Annotated in this window: 13 protein-coding genes; 7 read left to right on the top strand and 6 right to left on the bottom strand. The window is 66.9% G+C overall.

Annotation, left to right across the window (positions count from 1 at the left end; all coding sequences use genetic code 11):
- Together RPPS3_RS03085 and argJ are read right to left on the bottom strand one after the other, a co-directional pair.
- A complete protein-coding gene (locus RPPS3_RS03085; protein ID WP_107342794.1) occupies nucleotides 1-498 on the bottom strand; it encodes a hypothetical protein in 498 nt (165 codons plus the stop codon).
- Nucleotides 495-1,736 carry a bifunctional glutamate N-acetyltransferase/amino-acid acetyltransferase ArgJ gene (argJ, locus tag RPPS3_RS03080; RefSeq protein ID WP_107342793.1) on the bottom strand — a complete coding sequence of 414 codons (1,242 nt, stop codon included), beginning with the start codon at nucleotides 1,734-1,736 and terminating at the stop codon, nucleotides 495-497. Before argJ ends, RPPS3_RS03085 begins: the two co-directional genes overlap by 4 nt.
- Before the next feature lie 222 nt (nucleotides 1,737-1,958).
- On the opposite strand from argJ, the gene RPPS3_RS03075 reads away from it, so the two are divergent.
- Entirely contained in the window at nucleotides 1,959-4,760 is a 2,802-nt protein-coding gene (locus RPPS3_RS03075; protein ID WP_107342792.1) for a [protein-PII] uridylyltransferase, read from the top strand.
- Nucleotides 4,761-4,923: 163 nt separating this feature from the next.
- Nucleotides 4,924-6,264 carry a S41 family peptidase gene (locus RPPS3_RS03070; protein WP_107342791.1) on the top strand — a complete coding sequence of 447 codons (1,341 nt, stop codon included), beginning with the start codon at nucleotides 4,924-4,926 and terminating at the stop codon, nucleotides 6,262-6,264.
- 203 nt (nucleotides 6,265-6,467) lie between these two features.
- Here RPPS3_RS03070 and RPPS3_RS03065 read toward each other — a convergent pair whose 3' ends face one another.
- Nucleotides 6,468-8,135, bottom strand: coding sequence for an isovaleryl-CoA dehydrogenase (locus tag RPPS3_RS03065; RefSeq protein ID WP_107342790.1), 1,668 nt, complete (start codon nucleotides 8,133-8,135; stop codon nucleotides 6,468-6,470).
- Between the two features lie 94 nt (nucleotides 8,136-8,229).
- Between RPPS3_RS03065 and RPPS3_RS03060 the strand changes: the two genes are divergently transcribed.
- Genes RPPS3_RS03060 through chrA form a run of 4 tightly spaced genes read left to right on the top strand, consistent with a single transcriptional unit; the run spans nucleotide 8,230 to nucleotide 12,579 of the window.
- A complete protein-coding gene (locus RPPS3_RS03060; protein ID WP_107342789.1) occupies nucleotides 8,230-8,910 on the top strand; it encodes a TetR/AcrR family transcriptional regulator in 681 nt (226 codons plus the stop codon).
- 40 nt (nucleotides 8,911-8,950) lie between these two features.
- Nucleotides 8,951-10,432: an amino acid permease gene (locus RPPS3_RS03055; RefSeq protein WP_107342788.1), complete on the top strand. Its 1,482-nt coding sequence runs from the start codon at nucleotides 8,951-8,953 to the stop codon at nucleotides 10,430-10,432.
- 36 nt (nucleotides 10,433-10,468) lie between these two features.
- Nucleotides 10,469-11,362 (top strand): SDR family oxidoreductase, encoded by an 894-nt coding sequence (locus RPPS3_RS03050; RefSeq protein WP_107342787.1) that lies wholly within the window; start codon nucleotides 10,469-10,471, stop codon nucleotides 11,360-11,362.
- Nucleotides 11,359-12,579, top strand: a complete 1,221-nt coding sequence (gene chrA / locus RPPS3_RS03045; RefSeq protein ID WP_107342786.1) for a chromate efflux transporter — start codon at nucleotides 11,359-11,361, stop codon at nucleotides 12,577-12,579. The genes RPPS3_RS03050 and chrA overlap by 4 nt, the downstream gene beginning before the upstream one ends.
- A gap of 22 nt (nucleotides 12,580-12,601) precedes the next feature.
- Here chrA and RPPS3_RS03040 read toward each other — a convergent pair whose 3' ends face one another.
- The 3 genes from RPPS3_RS03040 to RPPS3_RS03030 form a co-directional block, all read right to left on the bottom strand.
- Nucleotides 12,602-14,938, bottom strand: a complete 2,337-nt coding sequence (locus RPPS3_RS03040) for a Tex family protein (RefSeq protein ID WP_107342785.1) — start codon at nucleotides 14,936-14,938, stop codon at nucleotides 12,602-12,604.
- Nucleotides 14,939-15,127: 189 nt separating this feature from the next.
- Nucleotides 15,128-17,872: an ATP-binding protein gene (locus tag RPPS3_RS03035; RefSeq protein ID WP_107342784.1), complete on the bottom strand. Its 2,745-nt coding sequence runs from the start codon at nucleotides 17,870-17,872 to the stop codon at nucleotides 15,128-15,130.
- 94 nt (nucleotides 17,873-17,966) lie between these two features.
- Nucleotides 17,967-18,395 carry a DUF1330 domain-containing protein gene (locus RPPS3_RS03030; RefSeq protein WP_107346405.1) on the bottom strand — a complete coding sequence of 143 codons (429 nt, stop codon included), beginning with the start codon at nucleotides 18,393-18,395 and terminating at the stop codon, nucleotides 17,967-17,969.
- 83 nt (nucleotides 18,396-18,478) lie between these two features.
- On the opposite strand from RPPS3_RS03030, the gene RPPS3_RS03025 reads away from it, so the two are divergent.
- On the top strand, nucleotides 18,479-18,841 hold the full coding sequence (locus RPPS3_RS03025) for a DUF1304 domain-containing protein (protein WP_107342783.1): 363 nt from the start codon (nucleotides 18,479-18,481) through the stop codon (nucleotides 18,839-18,841).
- The last annotated feature ends 9 nt before the right edge of the window (nucleotides 18,842-18,850 follow it).

Here is an 18,850-nt window from a genome sequence, read left to right as displayed (position 1 = left end):
CTACGATGTCAGCGCCACGCAGGCGGGCATCGGCCCCGGCGACTGGCGCGGTTGCTCAACATCCAATCGTCGACCACCTTCGCTCTTGGAGGTCGCTCGGACTTCGATCGTGAATTGATGCGGCTTGCTGATCCGCGGAGATTTTAACGTATAGCGCAGCGTATCGCGACCGGCGTAGCCTGGATCCGATCGGTACATGATCTGAACTCCGGGCATTGGCTGCCCCAGGCACTTCGTGCCCGAGCCGGCGAACAGTCGCGTCGGCCGAACCGCCCCCGCAAGCACGCACACCGACCCGTGCTGCGGTGGCTCTTCAAGCAGGACCTCGAACAGCCCAACGCTCCGGCAGGCTTTGTCGAAGCGAGCCCCGATGCCGATCATGGTTTCGGTATCGCTCGGCACGGTACGGCGCAAATACGCTGTCTCGGCCTGCGCGCAAGGTGCGCCGATCAGCACCGCCGCCGAGACGACGACGCCTGCAGCGACCGCCCGGTTCACGACCGATAGTCGCCGTTGATCGCGACGTATTCCTTGGTGAGGTCGCAGGTCAGGACGCGGTCGCGGCCTTTGCCGAGGCCGAGGGCGACCTTGATCTGAATGACCGGCTTCTTCATCTCGGCCGAGACTTCCTTCTCGTTGTAGGACGGATCACGCGCGCCGGCTTTCGCCACGCGGATGCCGTTGAACGAGATCGACAGCTTATCGCGATCGGCCGGCTCACCGGCCTTGCCGACTGCCATCACCACCCGGCCCCAATTGGCGTCTTCGCCGGCGATCGCGGTCTTCACCAGCGGCGAATTGGCGATCGACAGCGCGATCTTGCGGGCCGAGACCTTGGTCTTGGCGCCTTCGACGATGATCTCGACCAGCTTGCGGGCGCCCTCACCGTCGCGTGCCACCTGCTCGGCGAGGTCGGCCAGTACGGCGTTGAACGCCTTGACGAACGCCTTCAGCCGCGGGTCCGAGGCGCGCGAAATCTTCGGCGCGCCGTTCTCGGCGGCCGCACCGGTCGCGAACGCGAGCAGCGTATCGGAGGTCGAGGTGTCACCGTCGATCGTCACCGCGTTGAAGGTATCCGTGACGCCGGCCTTGAGCAGCGCCTGCAGGCAGGACGCCGACAGCGGCGCATCGGTGAAGATGAACGACAGCATCGTCGCCATGTCGGGCGCGATCATGCCGGCGCCTTTGGCCATGCCGTTGATCGTCACCTTGGCCTTGCCGAGCTTGACGGTGGCGGTCGCCACCTTCGGGAAGGTGTCGGTGGTCATGATCGCCTTGGCGGCGTCCATCCAGCCGTCGGGGCCGGCGTCGAGCGCCATCGCGTCGAGCACACCGTCGAACTTGGTGGCGTCGAGCGGCTCACCGATCACGCCAGTCGAGGCCAGGAACACCTCCGCCGGCTTGCAGCCGATCGCCTTGGCGGCGAGCTGCGCGGTCAGCGCGGTCGCCTTTTTACCGGTCTTGCCGGTGAAGGCATTGGCATTGCCGGAATTGACCACCAGCGCCCGGGCGCCGCCGCCCTTCAGCTTATCGCGGCACCATTCGACCGGCGCGGAGGCGCATTTCGAGGTGGTGAACACGCCGGCGACCGTGGTGCCCTTCTCCATCTCGACCAGCAGCACGTCGGTGCGGCCCTTGTAGCGGATGCCGGCCGCGGCAGTCGCGAGGCGCACGCCCGCGATCATCGGCATGGCGGGGACATCGGTGGGGGCGAGCGGGGAGACTTTGCTGGACATCGTGCGCTTTCGGCAGGTTGTACCCCCGCCGGCGCGGGAGCGGCGTTCCCCTCTCTCACAAGCTCGCGACGATGAGAAGGAGAATTCGCGAAAACTGACGAAAATCCCATCGTCACAATCCGTTGCGGGCGCCTATGCTGGCTGGGCCGAGCTCGCCTCCGCAGTTACCCTCGGGCGGAATTCCGTGACAGCAGCGTTGCCGTCCGATATCCGGAAATAGCCATGGACAAAGTCGTTTCACCTGCCCGCCCCGCCGCCGACGAGCGCTTCGACAGCGCCCGGGTCGCCGCCGAGATCGCCACGCTCGCCGAGAAGCACGCCGGCAACGACGGCATGTTCCGCGCCGCGCTGGCGATGCTGATGAAGGCCGAGCTGGCCAAAGCCCGCACCGAAGCCGAGGCGCAATTGCTGCGCGACCGCCACGGCCGGCGCTGCGCCGAGCGGCTCTGCTACGTCCAGGACGCGATTATCCGTCTGCTATTCAACGCCGCAACTGAATACCTCTACAACACCCCGACGCCGTCGAGCTCTGAGCGGATGACGGTGGTGGCGACCGGCGGCTACGGCCGCGGCCTGATGGCGCCGGAGAGCGACATCGATCTGCTGTTCATCCTGCCCTACAAGCAGACCGCCTGGGCCGAGCAGGTCGCCGAAGTCATCCTGTACTGCCTGTGGGACATCGGCCTGAAGGTCGGCCACGCCACCCGCTCGGTCGACGAGTGCATCCGCCAGGCGCGCGCCGACATGACGATCCGCACCGCCATCCTGGAGACGCGGTTTCTGGCCGGCGACGAGGCGCTATATGCCGAGCTGGTCGAGCGTTTCGACAAGGACGTGGTCGAGGGCACCGCGGCCGAATTCGTCGCCGCCAAGCTCGCCGAGCGGGAAGAGCGCCACCGCCGCTCCGGCCAGTCGCGCTATTTGGTCGAGCCCAACGTCAAGGATGGCAAGGGCGGCCTGCGCGACCTGCACACGCTGTTCTGGATCGCCAAATACGTCTACCGGGTGCGCGAACCCAGCGAACTCTCCGAACGCGGCGTGTTCGATCCGGCCGAGCTTCGGACCTTCCGCCGCTGCGAAGACTTCCTGTGGTCGGTCCGCTGCAACATTCACTTCGTGACTAAGCGCGCCGAAGACCGGCTGTCGTTCGATTTGCAGCGCGAGATCGGCGTGCGGCTCGGATACACCTCTCATCCGGGGATGCAGGACGTCGAGCGCTTCATGAAGCACTACTTCCTGATCGCCAAGGAAGTCGGCAACCTCACCGCGATCCTGTGCGCCAAGCTGGAAGACCAGCAGGCCAAGGCGGCGCCGGCGCTGACCCGGATGATGGCGCGGCTGCGGCCTGCCGCCAAGCGCCGCCGGGTGCCGGAGAGCGACGACTTCGTCATCGACAACAACCGGATCAATCTGGCGGTGCCGGACGTGTTCAAGCACGATCCGGTCAATCTGATCCGGATCTTTCGTCTGGCGCAGAAGAACAACCTCGCCTTCCACCCGGACGCGATGCGCACGGTGACGCGGTCGCTGTCGCTGATCACCCCGCAGCTCCGCGACAATCCCGAAGCCAACCAGCTGTTCGTCGAGATCCTGACCTCCGACAATGCCGAGCCGGTGCTGCGGCGGATGAACGAGACCGGCGTGCTCGGGCGTTTCATCCGCGCCTTCGGCCGCATCGTGTCGATGATGCAGTTCAACATGTATCACAGCTACACGGTGGACGAGCATCTGATCCGCTGCGTCGGCAATCTGCAGGAGATCGAGCGCGGCGGGAACGATGAGTTCGCGCTGTCGTCCGAACTGATGCGCAAGATCCGCCCGGATCACCGCGCGGTACTTTACGTCGCCGTGCTGCTGCACGACATCGCCAAGGGCCAGCCCGAGGATCACTCTACCGCAGGCGCCAAGGTGGCGCGGCGGCTGTGCCCGCGGTTCGGCTTCAGCGCCGCCGACACCGAACTGGTGGCGTGGCTGATCGAGCAGCATCTGGTGATGTCCACGGTGGCGCAGTCGCGCGACCTGTCGGACCGCAAGACCATCGAGAACTTCGCCGCGGTGGTCGAGACCGTCGAGCAGATGAAGATGCTCACCATCCTGACCACCGCCGACATCCGCGGCGTCGGTCCTGGGGTGTGGAACGGTTGGAAGGCGCAGCTGATCCGGACCTTGTACTACGAGACCGAGCCGGTGCTGACCGGCGGCTTCTCGGAAGTGAACCGCGCCGAGCGCATCCGCGCCGCACAGGCCGAATTCCGCGCCGCCTTCACCGAATGGCCGGAGGCCGACCTCAACGCATATGTGGCGAGGCACTATCCGGCCTACTGGCTCAAGGTCGATCTGCAGCGCAAGATCCGCCACGCCCGCTTCCTGCGGGCCTCCGAACAGGCCGGCCACAAACTGGCGATCAATGTCGGCTTCGACGAAGCCCGCGCCGTCACCGAGCTGACGATCCTGGCGGTCGACCATCCGTGGCTGCTGTCGGTGATCGCCGGTGCCTGCGCCAGCGCCGGCGCCAACATCGTCGACGCCCAGATCTACACCACCACCGACGGCCGCGCGCTCGACACCATCTCGATCAGCCGCGAATACGACCGCGACGAGGACGAGGGCCGCCGCGCCACCCGTATCGGCGAGACCATCGAAGAGGTGCTGGAAGGCAAGCTGCGGCTGCCCGAAGCAGTCGCCCGCCGCGCGACCAGCGGCAGCAAGGCCAAGCTGCGCGCCTTCGTGGTCGAGCCCGAGGTCGAGATCAACAACAACTGGTCTGACCGCTACACCGTGATCGAGGTCAGCGGCCTCGACCGCCCCGGCCTGCTGTACCAGCTCACCACGGCGATCTCGAAGCTCAACCTCAACATCGCCTCGGCGCATGTCGCCACTTTCGGCGAACGCGCCCGCGACGTGTTCTACGTCACCGATCTGTTAGGCGCCCAGATCACCGCCCCGACCCGCCAGGCGGCGATCAAGCGGGCGCTGGTGCATCTGCTCGCCAACGGCGACGCCGCCGAAAAGCCGGCGGCCTAACCGCGTCGGGCGCCTTGATCACGCCCGCTTCGCACGTATCTGATCAAGCGTCCTATCCGGGCGCTGGTGCCCCTCTCACGGGAACCGATGGCGACCGCGGTCGGTTCTGGTTCCGCAACGCCCCCACGGCGGCCGTTTTCCGCCCCTTCACATGAGTTCGCCCATGCGCAAAATCGTCGTCCGCTCGCTTGCCGTCCTCGGCGTCGTCGCGGTTCCTGTTGTGTCCGCGCTCGCCCTGCAGCGCGAGCAGACCGCCCCGGCCGACCTCGACCTGATCGGCGGCGTCATCCAGCTGGTGCAGCGCGCCTACGTCCATCCGATCCCCTCTGACGAACTGACCAAGGATGCCTTGAAGGGCATGCTGAACCGGCTCGATCCGCACTCGGACTACATGGACGAGAAGGAATTTAAGGACATGCAGACCGACATGTCGGGCCAGTTCGGGGGCCTCGGCATGCAGATCACCGCCCAGGGCGGGATTCCGCGGATCGTGTCGCCGATCGACGGCACCCCGGCGGCGCGCGCCAAGCTCGAGCCGGGTGACCTGATCATCAAGGTCGGCGCCGCCACCACCCAGGGCATGAGCCTGCGCAACGTCGTCGACATGCTGCGCGGCGTGCCGGGCACCAAGGTCACCATCACCATCATGCGCGGCAAGGACGAGCCGTTCGACGTCACCCTGACCCGCGAGATCATCAAGGTCGCGTCGGTGAAGTCGGAGATGAAGCCGGACGGCGTCGGCTATATCCGAATCAGCCAGTTCGGCGGCGACACCGCCGACGGCTTCACCGCGGCACTGGCCAAGCTGAAGAGCGACGCCAAGAACGATGGTCTCAAGGGCTTGGTGATTGACCTGCGCAACGACCCGGGCGGGCTGCTCAACGCCGCGGTCTCGGTTGCCGGCGATTTGCTCGATGGCGGCACTGTGGTGTCGATCCGCGGCCGCCAGGCCGATGATCAGCGGGTGTTCTCGGCACCGTCGAAGGGCGACAAGCTGCCGGGCGTGCCGATCGTGGTGCTGATCAACGGCGCCTCGGCCTCAGCGTCGGAGATCGTCGCCGGCGCCCTGCAAGACCGCAAGCGCGCCACCGTGATGGGCACCACCAGCTTCGGCAAGGGTTCGGTGCAGACCGTGATCCCGATCAAGGGCCACGGCGCGGTGCGGCTGACCACGGCGCTGTACTACACGCCGGCCGGCCGCTCGATTCAGGACGAAGGCATCGTGCCGGACGTGATCGAAGAGGCGCCGAAGGATCAGCAGATCAGCGGCGGCCCGCTGATCCGCGAGAGCGCGCTGCACGGCGCGATCGCCAATCCGGGCAAGCTCAGCAAGTCGGACGCCACGCCGGCGCCGACCACGCCGAAGATCGGCGAGCCGACCGACGACAAGACCAAGTCCGCGACCTCGGCACCGATCAAGGCCGACCTGATCGGCAAGCCCGAAGACGCCCAGCTCAACGCCGCGCTGGCGTTGGTCCTGAAGAAGGACGGCGCGCCGAAGTAACGACGGGCGCCCCCGAGCGGATCATCACTCGCACGCCCTCATGGCGAGGAGGCGCGTAGCGCCGTCTCGAACCATGGACGGCGCGTTGGCCTCATCCTTCGAGACGCCCGGCTTCGCCGGGCTCCTCAGGCTCTCGGGACGAGGACTCAGTGCCCTTCGGAACGAGAGCGGCGGACGACCTCCGCTCTCGTTTCCGCCGACAATCACCGCGGCCGCGCTCGCTCGATGATCGCTGCGAAGTTCACGCCCTTCGGCAGCGCGCCGTAGTGATGCGCCCCGCGCTGCGCCAGCCGTGAGGCGCAGTACGCTTCGGCGACCTCTTCCGGCGCATGCCGGATCAGGACGCTGGCCTGCAGCCCGACCGCGAGGCGATCGACCAGATCACGGGCGCGCTCCTCGAAGTCCGAAGCATCGCGCATATCATCCTTCAGCGCGGCGATGTGACGATCGAACGCCACATCGGCGCCCTTGGCCTGCTCGACCTCGGCGAAATACGCCTGCAGCGTTTCAGGCGTACGGGTCATCGCCCGCAGCACGTCGAGACATTGCACGTTGCCGGAGCCTTCCCAGATCGCGTTGACCGGGCTTTCGCGGAAGTGACGCGGCATCGGCCCGTCTTCCATCACGCCGGAGCCGCCGATGCACTCCATCGCTTCGGCGGTAAGACCGGGCGTGCGCTTGCAGATCCAGTATTTGCCGATCGCTGAACCGATCCGGATCAGATGCGCCTGCTGCTCGTCGCCGCGGTGGTCGAGCGCACGGGCGATCCGCATCGTCAACGCCAGCGCCGCTTCGGTCTCCAGCGCCAGATCCGCCAGCACGTTCTGCATGATCGGCTGCTCGATTAGCAGCCGGCCGAATGCCTTGCGCTGCCGGCAATGATCGATCGCCTGCGACAGTGCCGCCCGCATGATCGCCGACGAGCCGATCATGCAATCGAACCGGGTCATCGCTACCATCTCGATGATGGTGGCAACGCCGCGGCCTTCCGGCCCGATCATCCAACCGAGCGCGCCACGCAGCTCGGTCTCGCTCGAGGCGTTGGAGGCGTTGCCCATCTTTTTCTTCAGCCGCAGCACCTGCAGCGGGTTCTTGGCTCCGTCCGGCTTCCAGCGCGGCACCAAAAAACACGACAGCCCGCCCGGTGCCTGAGCCAGCACCAGGAAGGCATCGCACATCGGTGCCGAGACGAAGAACTTGTGACCGACCAGCTCGTATTCACCGCCCGGCCCGCCGGCGCCGACCGCGATCGCCCGGGTGGTGTTGGCGCGGACGTCCGAGCCGCCCTGCTTCTCGGTCATCGCCATGCCGATGGTGATGCCCTGTTTCTGATCGACCGGCACATTCCGCGCGTCGTAGCTGCGCGCCAGGATTTTCGGCAGCCACTGCTTGGCGACGTCGGGCTGCAGGCTGATGCACGGCACCGCCGCGAACGTCATGCTGATCGGGCAGCCGTGGCCGGCCTCGATCTGGCTGTGCAGATAGAACCGCGCCGCGCGGGCGACATGCGCGCCCTTGCGCGGGTCGGTCCACGGCGAGGCGTGCAGCCCGTTCTCGATCGAAGTCTGCATCAGCCGGTGATAGGCGGGGTGGAAGCGCACCAGGTCGGTACGGCGGCCGTAGCGATCATGGGTGTCGAATTCCGGCAGATGGCGGTTCGCCAGCGCGCCGAGCTCGAGATACTCGGCGGCGCCAATCCGGGCGCCGAAATCGGCGATGTCGTTGGCGGCCCATTCGGCGCCCTCACGCGTCACCGCCTCGACCAGCGGCCGGTCGGCGGTGAACAGATTGTAGTCGGCGAGTTCGACCGGCTGGTTGATCACCTCGTGGGTGACGGCGCCGTAGCTGTCGGCAATGGCGGCGTTGAGCATTTGGGTCCTCCCGGAGCGGCGCCTCTGGCGCTTGCGATGGTTCGGCAGGCATCATAGGCAACCCGCATCGGGCAGGTGTTCGGATTGGGCCTGGATGGCGAAGCGCGCGGAAACCCCAGCAAAATCACGGCGAAGGCCGGTGCAGCCGCGCTCGCACGAAACCTCGCGGGCGATCCGCGACGCATTTGTTCGGCTTCTCGACGAAAAGCCGTTCTCCGAAGTCACGATCCGCGAGATCGTGCTGGTGGCCGGCGTCGGGCTCGGCACCTTCTACGAATATTTCTCCAGCAAGGATGAGCTGGCGCGCGCCTGTGTGCATCTGCGGACCAAAGATCTGCTGCTGGCGCTGCGCCGCCGGCGCACCGCGCTCGGCAGCTATGATCTCGCCACCGGCGTCACTGCGGCGATCACGGCGCAGGCCGAAATTTATGCGCAGGCGCCGCGCGAATGGATGCAGCATTTCATGCTGGAGCGGCACAAGAGCGAGCGCAGCCACTATCTCGAAGCCTACGACCTGTTCCTGAAGGAATGGGAGGCGCTGCTCGAAGGCGCCTCCGACTGGCAACCCGACCGCTCCGCCGCCGAAGCCGCGTTGCCGGTCTTCAGCCTGATGTACGGAATGTTCGCCCACGCTTTGATCCGGGGCATGCCGCCCGCCGATTTTGCGGTGTACCGCCACCAGCTGGTGCGGGCGGCGCTCGGCTGTCTGGCGGGAATGGTGCCGCCAGAGGCAAGCGCCGGAGCAATGGAACCCGGCGGCCGTCGCCGCGCTTGAGATCGAGCGGGTTCCGCCGCAGGGGAATGGGGATTCGAGAGTGGCCGACATCTGGAGGCGTAAATCGCTGAGCAGCCTGCAAATCGAGGCAGCGGCCGGGGACAGCGGCGATGGCGAGGTGCGCCACCTGAAGCGGTCGCTGTCGGCGGTCAATCTGGTCGCGCTTGGGGTCGGCGGCATTATCGGCGCCGGCATCTTCGTGCTCACCGGCCATGCCGCCGCGGCCAATGCCGGACCGGCCGTCTCGCTGTCGTTCGTGCTCGGCGCGGTCGCCTGCGCCTTCGCCGGGCTGTGCTACGCCGAGATGGCTTCGACCGTGCCGGTGTCGGGCAGCGCCTACACCTATGCGTATGCGACGATCGGCGAGCTCGTGGCCTGGATCATCGGCTGGGACCTGATCCTGGAATACGCCGTCGGCGCCACAACGGTGGCGATCGGCTGGTCCGGTTACTTCGTCAGCCTGCTCGGCAATTTCGGCATCCACCTGCCGGCGCAGTTCACGACGGCACCGCTCGCCTATGACGCAGCCACCCACGCCTGGTCGACCACCGGGGCGATTCTCAACCTGCCGGCGATGGCGATCATCCTGGCGATCTCGACGCTGCTGGTGATCGGCATCCAAGAATCGGCGCGGTTCAACAACGTCATCGTCTGCATCAAGCTCACGGTGATCGCGCTGTTTCTGATCTTCGCCGCGCCGATGGTGACGCCGGCCAACTGGGTGACGGCGGCCAATCCAGATGGCGCGTTCATTCCGCCGGCGCAGGAGAACGGCGTCTTCGGCTGGTCGGGCGTGCTGCGCGGCGCCGCAGTGGTGTTCTTCGCCTTCATCGGTTTCGACGCGGTCTCGACCGCCGCACAGGAGGCCAAGAACCCGCAACGCGACATGCCGCTCGGCATCCTCGGCTCGCTGGCGATCTGCACCGTGCTGTACGTCTCGGTGGCGTTCGTGCTGACCGGGATCGTGCCCTATGACCGGCTCAACGTGCCCGACCCGATCGCAGTCGGGATCGATGCCGCCGGGATCGGCTGGCTGTCCTCGATCGTCAAGATCGGCGTCGTCACCGGACTGACCTCGGTGGTCCTGTTGCTGCTGCTCGGCCAGACCCGCGTGCTGCGCGCGATGGCGCATGACGGCCTGATGCCGAAGGCGGCCGCCGCCACCCACCCGCGCTTCCGCACCCCGCATGTCGCCACCATCGGCACCGGCCTGATCATCGCCGGCCTTGCCGGGGTGTTGCCGATCGGACTGGTCGGCGAGCTGGTCAGCATCGGCACACTGTTCGCGTTCGCGGTGGTCTGCGTCGGCGTGCTGGTACTGCGGATCAAGCACCCGGAGCAGCACCGCCCGTTCAAGGCGCCGGCGATCTGGCTGGTGGCGCCGGCCGGCGCGATCGTGTCGTTTGTGCTGATGCTCGGCCTGCCGCTCGATACCTGGATACGGCTCGGGGTGTGGCTGGCGATCGGTCTCGCGATCTACTTCCTGTACGGCCGTCATCACAGCAAGCCCGCGGGGCGCTAGACTAGGCTCGGCGGACAACGGCCAGGAGGGCATCCGATGAGCACGAGCGCCGAGCATCAACGCACCGCACTGGTCACCGGGGCCAATTCCGGCCTCGGCAAGGCCATCGTCACCGCGCTGGCGGCGGATGGCCTGCGTGTCGGGCTGGTGTCGCGCGACCGCGCCCGCGGCGAAGCCGCGCTCGCGGATATTCGCGCCGCCACCGGCCATCAAGACCTGCACCTGTTCGTTGCCGATCTGGCCGATCAGGTCTCTGTCCGCGCCTTGGCGCAGGCGGTGCGCGACCGCTTCGACCGGCTGCATCTGCTCATCAACAACGCCGGCACTGCTTTTGCGGAGCGGCGACTGAGCCCGCAAGGCATCGAATGCGCGCTGGCGACCAATCACCTCGGCCCGTTCCTGCTCACCAACCTGCTGCTCGACCTGATCAAGGCCAGCGCGCCGACGCGGATTGTCAATGTCGGCACCCGCATCAACGCGGCGATGGATTTTGACGATCTCAACTGGGACAAACGTCCCTACGGCATGATGAAGGGCTACGCGCAGTCCAAGCTCGGCAATCTGCATTTCACCTTCGAACTGGCGCGCCGGCTCGAAGGCAGCGGCGTGACCGTCAATTGCGTATTCCCCGGCGTGTTCAAATCCAACCTCGGTGGCACCGACGGCGCCCAGGGCCTGTTCTGGAAGCTGCTGATCAGGTTCGGCGGCTGGGCGATCCCGACAGCCGAGAGCGCCGCCCAGCGCGTGCTGTATCTCGCCAATGCACCGGAGCTGGCGGGCGTCAGCGGCCAGTACTTCGCCGAACGCAAGACAATCACGGCTCCCGCGCAGGCGCTGGACGCGGAAGCCAATCGGCGGCTGTGGGAGATCAGCGAACGGCTGACCGGGCTGTCCCCGCCGCAAACCGGCATCGGCCAGGAGACCCCGTGACGACTCCCCATGCGCCAGCAGCGCAAAAGCCGCAGAGCGGCACGCCGCGCGAAGTGCTGCTTGTGTTTCTCAAGCTCGGCCTCACCTGTTTCGGCGGACCGATTGCGCATCTGGGATATTTCCGCGACGAGTTCGTCGTCCGGCGGCGCTGGCTCGACGAACAAAGTTACGGCGATCTGGTCGGTCTGTGCCAGTTTCTCCCTGGCCCGGCCAGCAGTCAGGTCGGATTCGCGATCGGCCTCAAGCGCGCCGGTTATTTTGGAGCGCTCGCCGCCTGGACCGGATTCACGCTGCCTTCGGCGCTCGCGCTGGTGCTGTTCGCTTATGGCGCCGCCGCGCTCGACGGACCGCTCGGCACCGGCCTGCTGCACGGACTGAAGCTGACGGCAGTGGCGATCGTGGCCCAGGCGGTGTGGGGGATGTCGCGTCAGCTTTGTCCTGATCGTGATCGTGCAACCATTGCGGTTGCGGCGGCGCTGATCGTGCTCCTCAGCGCGATGCCCATCGCTCAGCTCGGCGCGATCGCGCTCGGCGGGATTGCCGGCATCTTGTGGTGCCGCAGCGACGCGCTGCAGAATTTCGGCGACGTCGGGGCGCAGGTATCACGGCCGATCGGCGTGGCCGCGCTACTCGGCTTCGTGGTGCTGTTGCTCGGCTTGCCGCTCCTCGCTCAACTGAGCGGATCGTCGATCGTTGCGGCGTTCGATGCGTTCTATCGCTCGGGTGCTCTGGTGTTCGGCGGCGGTCATGTGGTGCTGCCGCTGCTCCGCGATGGGTTCGTCGGGCCGGGCTGGGTGAGCGACGACGCGTTCCTCGCCGGCTACGGCGCGGCGCAGGCCGTGCCGGGACCGCTATTCAGCTTCGCAGCTTACTTGGGCACGATCGCGGCGCCAGCGCCCGGGCTAGTCGGCGCGGCGATCGGTCTGGTCAGCATCTTCCTGCCGGGCTTCCTGATCCTGCTCGGCGTGCTGCCGTTCTGGCATGAACTGCGGCGCTATCCGGCCGCGCAGGCGATGATGCGCGGCGTCAACGCCGCCGTGGTCGGCCTGCTCGGCGCCGCGCTATATAGCCCGGTCTGGACCAGCACGATCCGCGGCACGGCCGACGTCGCGGTCGCGCTAACCGGCTTTGCGCTACTGACGATCTGGCGCGTGCCGCCGCTTGTAGTCGTCGCCTTCAGTGCGGCGGCGGGCATTGCCGGCGCACTGCTCAACTAAGTGCGGGGCGAGCGGGGCGCGCTCACCGCCCCTTGCTGCGGCCCTTCTCGGCCGCCTTGGCCAGCGCCGCCGCGAACGCACCGCCGCCGCTCGGGGCTTCCTGGCGCGGCTTGTAGCGGTCGACCAGCTTGGCGCTGGCGCCGCCGCCACCACCGCCGGTGCGGCGCTCGCCGGGAGCGGGGATCGGGTCGGACATCCGCAGCGTCAGGCCGATGCGGTTACGCGGCACGTCGACCTCGAGCACCTTGACCTTCACCACCTGGCCCGGCTTCACCACTTCGCGCGGATCATTGATGCGCCGCTCCGACATCGCCGAGATGTGGATCAGGCCGTCCTGATGCACGCCGATATCGGCGAAGGCGCCGAACGCCGCCACGTTGGTGATCGTGGCTTCCAGGATCATACCGGGCTTGAGGTCGGTGATCTTCTCGACGCCCTCCTGGAAGGTCGCGGTCTTGAACTCGGGACGCGGGTCGCGGCCGGGCTTTTCCAGCTCCTTCAGGATGTCGCTGACGGTCGGAATACCGAACTTCTCGTCCGCGAAGGCCTGCGGCTTCAGCCCCTGCAGCACCTTGGTCTGGCCGATCAGCGCCTTGATGTCGCTCTTGGTGGCAGCCAGGATCTTTTTGACGAGCGGATAGGATTCCGGATGCACGCCGGAGGCATCGAGCGGATTTTCGCCGTCGCGAATCCGCAAGAACCCGGCGCACTGCTCGAACGCCTTCGGCCCCAGCCGCGGCACTTCCTTCAGCTTGTCGCGGCTCGGGAACGGCCCGTTGGCGTCGCGATGCGCGACGATGTTCACCGCCAGCGTCTCGCCGATGCCCGACACCCGCGCCAGCAGCGGCGCCGACGCAGTGTTGAGATCGACGCCGACCGCGTTCACGCAGTCTTCCACCGTGGCGTCGAGCGCGCGCGCCAGCGCGTGCTGATTGAGGTCGTGCTGATACTGGCCGACGCCGATCGACTGCGGCGGCACCTTCACCAATTCGCCGAGCGGATCCTGCAGACGCCGCGCGATCGACACCGCCCCGCGGATCGACACGTCGAGATCGGGGAATTCCTTGGAGGCGAATTCCGACGCCGAGTACACCGACGCGCCGGCTTCCGACACGATCGCCTTGGTCAGCTTCAGGTCCGGCTTGGCCTTCATCAGATCGGCCACCAGCTTCTCGGTCTCGCGCGAAGCGGTGCCGTTGCCGATCGCCACCAGCTCGATGCGGTGCTTCACGCAGAGCTGCGCCAGCGTCAGCATGCTCTCGTTCCACTGCCGCTGCGGCTCGTGCGGATAGATCGTGGCGTGATCGACCAGCTTGCCGGTGCGGTCGATCACCGCGACCTTGACGCCGGTGCGGAAGCCCGGATCGAGGCCGAGCGTGGCACGGCCGCCGGCCGGCGCGGCGAGCAGCAGGTCGCGCAGATTCGCCGCGAACACCCGCACCGCTTCGGTCTCGGCCTGCTGCCACAGCCGCATCCGCATATCGAGCGCCAGTGCGGTCTTGATCCGCGTCCGCCATGCCCAGCGCACGCAATCAGACAGGAAGCCGTCGGCGGGACGGCCCTTGCGGGCGATGCCGAAGGTCGCGGCGATGCGGTTCTCGTACTGGGTCGGCTCCTTCGACTCCGGATCTTCGCCGTCGCCGAAATCGAGCGACAGCACCTCTTCCTTCTCGCCGCGCAGCAGCGCCAGGATGCGGTGCGACGGCAGCTTCTCGTACGGTTCGGAGAAGTCGAAGTAATCGGCGAACTTGGCGCCGACGGTTTTCTTGCCGTCGCGCACGGAAGCCTTCAGCGCGCCGCGGCTCCACATCGCTTCGCGCAGCGAGCCGGTGAGGTCGGCGTGTTCGGAGAAGCGCTCGACCAGGATGGCGCGCGCGCCTTCGAGGGCGGCCTTGACGTCGGCGACCGGATGCTCGCCCTCGGCCTTCACATAGGCGGCTGCCTCGGCCTGCGGATCCTTGTCGGGGTTCTGCAACAGCAGGTCGGCGAGCGGCTCCAGGCCCGCTTCGCGCGCGATCTGCGCCTTGGTCCGGCGCTTCTCCTTGAACGGCAGATAGATGTCTTCGAGACGCGCCTTGCTGTCGGCCTTCAGCAGCGCCGCCTCCAGCTCCGGCGTCATCTTGCCCTGCTGCTTGATGCTGTCGATGATCGCGGTGCGGCGTGCCTCCATCTCGCGGAGGTAACGCAGCCGCTCCTCGAGGGTGCGGAGCTGCGCGTCGTCGAGCATCCCGGTCGCCTCTTTGCGGTAGCGGGCGATGAACGGCACGGTCGATCCGCCGTCGAGCAGGTCGATGGCGGCCTGGACCTGCTGCTCACGGACGGCGAGTTCGGATGCGATGACGGACGCGATGTTCGGCACTGGGAGTCTCTTTGGCAGATTCGAAGGAGGGGGACTCGGCCACGGCGGCGCGGCGAATCGAAGGCAACCTACGCGATCTTGCGGGCAAGATGCAGGGCGCGTGACCGCCCGGTGCACGACGTGTGCATAACCCCTCGGGCGCTGCTCCGAACCAAATCGATTCGCCGTGTTCCCTGTTGAAAACGCGGTTTATTTCGCCGGCACGTCGGCTTCGGCGTCGAGCACCCGGCGCAGCATCCGTGCCAGATCGGCACGGCGATACGGCTTCGGCAGCAGCTGCACGGCAGGACCGAGCCGGCCATGATGCAGCATCGCGTTCTCGGTGTAGCCGGAGGTGAACAGCACCTTCAGACCCGGCTTGTACTTGCGCAGCTCCTCGGCGAGCTGCGGCCCGTTCATGCCGCCGGCCAGCATCACGTCGGTGAACAGCAGATCGAATTCGACGTCGTCATACACCATCGACATCGCTTCCGCCGCAGAAGCCGCCGAGTGCGCGGTGTAGCCGAGCGCCTTCAGGTGCGTCATCACGTAGCTACGCACCAGCGCATCGTCCTCCACGACCAGCACCGACTCGCGGCCGCCCTGCGCCAGCGGCGGCGCGGCGCTGTCGAGCCCGGTATCGAGAGACGCGACCGCATACGGCAGATACAGCCGAATAGTCGTCCCGTGCCCTTCTTCGCTGTACAGCTCGATATGGCCGCCTGACTGCTTGACGAAGCCGTACACCATGCTGAGGCCGAGGCCGGTGCCTTCGCCAACCGGCTTGGTGGTGAAGAACGGCTCGAACACCCGGTCGCGGATCGCCGCCGGAATGCCGCAGCCGGTATCGCTCACCGCCAGCATCACGTAGCGACCGGCGCTGACTTCGTCGTGCTGCGCCGCATAGGCCTGGTCGAGATCGACGTTGCCGGTCTCCAGCAACAGCTTGCCGTTGCCCTTCATCGCATCGCGGGCGTTGATCGCAAGGTTGATCAGCGCACTGCCGAGCTGCGACGGATCGGCCAGCGCCGGGCGCAGATCCGGCGAGGGCTCGACATCGATTTCGATGCCGGCGCCGAGCGTCGGCCGCAACAGCTTGACGGTGTCGAGCATCAGCGCGTTGACGTCGATGCTGCGCGGCTGCAGCGGCTGCTTGCGCGAGAACGACAACAGGCCGTGGGTGAGATCGGAGGCGCGCGTCACCGCCTGATCGACCATCGTGGCAACGTCCCTCAGCGCCGGCCGGTCGGACACGCCGTCGGCGAGCATTTCGATGCCGCCGGTGATCACCGTGAGAATGTTGTTGAGGTCGTGCGCGACGCCGCCGGTGAGCTGGCCGATCGCCTGCATCTTCTGCGCCTGGCGCAGCTGGCGCTCGGATTCCTTGAACGCCGTGAGGTTGCGATACACGATCACCGCGCCGGCGAACGAGCCATCCGGGTTTTCCATCCGCCGCGCGCTTGCGGCGAGCTGCACCACCGGGTCATCGCCGTGGCGGATGCCGAGTTCGACATTGTCGAAGCTCTCACCGCGCCGCGCCCGCGCCGCCGGACTGTCGTAATCCGGCATCGGCGTGACGCCGTCGGCGAGGAAGCGTTTGTATTTCCGCTTCCAGCGCTCGGAGCCGATGTCCTCGGCGACCCCGAACAAGGCCACGCAAGTCGGATTGGCAAACACCCGCTTGCCCTCGGCGTCGAGCACCGCCACTGCGTCCGCCATGCTGGCAATGGTCTTGTCGAGCAGCTCCGACTTGCTGCGCAACGCCGCATTGGCTTCGTCGATCTTGGCAACGGTTTCGGCGAAGGCGTCGGCAAGAATGCGGCTCTCGCCGCGCAGCCCCGCCGGCATCACCAGCCGCCCGGTGCGGGAAAACGCCGCGACGGCCCGGGTGAGCTGCATGATCGGACTGGCGATCGAACGCGACAGCAGCGCCGACAGCAGCACCGCGCCGAGCACCGCCGCGAGGCCGACGATCAGGCCCGGCGTTCTGAGCGCGGTGGCGGGCGCCATGATCCGTTCCAGCGGTTCGGTTTCGATCACGGCGGTGCGGATGCCGTTCGACAGCGGCGCCATGACGATCGCCGCAGCGACCCGCTCGCCGTCGGGCCGGGAGAACACCGCCGCGGCCCCAGGCTTGTCACCAAGCGCAGCGGCGAGTTGCGGGAAGTCGTCCTGCCAGCGCCGCTCCGGTTCCGCCGAGACGATGCGGCCGTCCATGTAGTTCATCATGTAGCCGCCGTCGGCCTCGACGAAATACACGTCGGTGTCGTTGTCCAGCACGTCACGGATGCGTTCGAACACGGGCCGCAGATCGTAAGTGATCATCAGCACCGCAAACACCGCGCCGCTGGAATCGCGCACCGGCGCCGCGGCTGTGAACCGCGGTGACGACGAAGCGGCGGCGTCTGTGCCGCTCGGTGCCCAAAAGATTCGGATCGGCGAGAAGTACACCTCGTCGCCCGTCAGCCCCGCGGCACGCCTGAACGTTTCGTCATCACCGAGCTGCGGCAGCTCGGCGTCAGGCACGGTGCGAATGCTGCGGTTCGGCCCGTGGCGATCGACGGCGATCAAGGCGCGCCCGCCATTGGCGACGCCGACCAAGCGGTAGGCCAAGAGGCCGGGCTTGACCTGCATGTTGCCCGCATACGCCGCCGCCAGATGCGACCGCCACTGTGCTTCAGTGAGTCCGACCTCCGGATCGGTGCCGCCGTTGAGCCGCGACCTGACGATGCCGAGATGCGCCGGCAGCAGCCGGGCCGAGAGCACTTCGTTGCGGATGATGCGGAGAACCGATTCGTAAGCGCCAAGCCGCGCCTTGGCCTGATAGGCGAGCCGCGTCAGCCCGGACGGCACGGCTGCCCGCCCGATGTTGTAGTACGCGAGCACTCCGATCGCCGCTACCGTACACGCCACCAGCACGGTCATCGCCAAGGTCAGGCGCACCGACAGGCGCATCGATCGAATCTCCGGGGGAAGGAACGCAGGACGAGAGCAAACTATAGGAAGCGCCGAAGCGGCGCTACCATAGTCCTATCCTGATGTCAGACGCTCACGTCGGGATTTCGCCAAATCCTTTGCCGGGCTTCAGCGGCTTCAGGCGGATCAGCCGGGAATCCTCGACAGCCGCCTGACGGTGCTTCACCGCCTCGCGATACGCCGGATCGCGAATCATCTCCACGAATGCCGCAACACTCGGATACTCGGCGATGAACACATGGTCCCAATGTTCGTGCTGAGGACCGATCAGCATCAGCTCGAACTGGCCCTGCCACACCACCTTGCCGCCGAGCCGCTCGAACACCGGGCCCGAGTCGCGACCGTACGCCGCATAGGCCTCGGCGCCGGTCGCCTCGCGGCCGTCCGGATAGGCGGCGCGCGGCTTCAGCCGCACCAGGTTGAGCATATGGATCGGACCCGGACGATCCATCTCGCGAAACTGCGCGAACACCTCCTTGGTCGGATCGATATGGCCGGTCATGCGCCCCTCCTGCTTGCTTTGAATTTGTTTGACCATGCTAGTATCACGCCTGAGCCGCCGATGTCTGCTGCCGGAGCCTGCGCATGAACGCCGTTGCCACCCTTCTCGTCGCGCTGGTCGCGGCCCTGCACGTCTTCTTCCTCGTGCTCGAGATGTTTCTCTGGACCAAGCCGCTCGGGCTCAAGGTGTTTCGCAATAGTCCCGACAAAGCCGCGGCGTCCGCAGTGCTGGCTGGCAATCAGGGGCTGTACAACGGCTTCCTGGCGGCCGGGCTGATCTGGTCGCTGCTGCATCCGAACGCCGCAGTGGCGCTGCAGCTCGCCACCTTCTTCCTCGGCTGCGTCATCGTCGCCGGATTGTACGGCGCCTGGACGGTGAGCCGGCGCATTCTCTACGTCCAGGCAGCTCCCGCCCTGGTGGCGCTGATCGCAGCGTGGGTCGCGTAGTCGGCAAGT

The organism is Rhodopseudomonas palustris, from assembly GCF_003031265.1.
Lineage (GTDB): Bacteria > Pseudomonadota > Alphaproteobacteria > Rhizobiales > Xanthobacteraceae > Rhodopseudomonas > Rhodopseudomonas palustris_H.
Note: the sequence above shows the minus strand (reverse complement) of the source record. Positions and strands in the feature narration are given on the sequence as shown.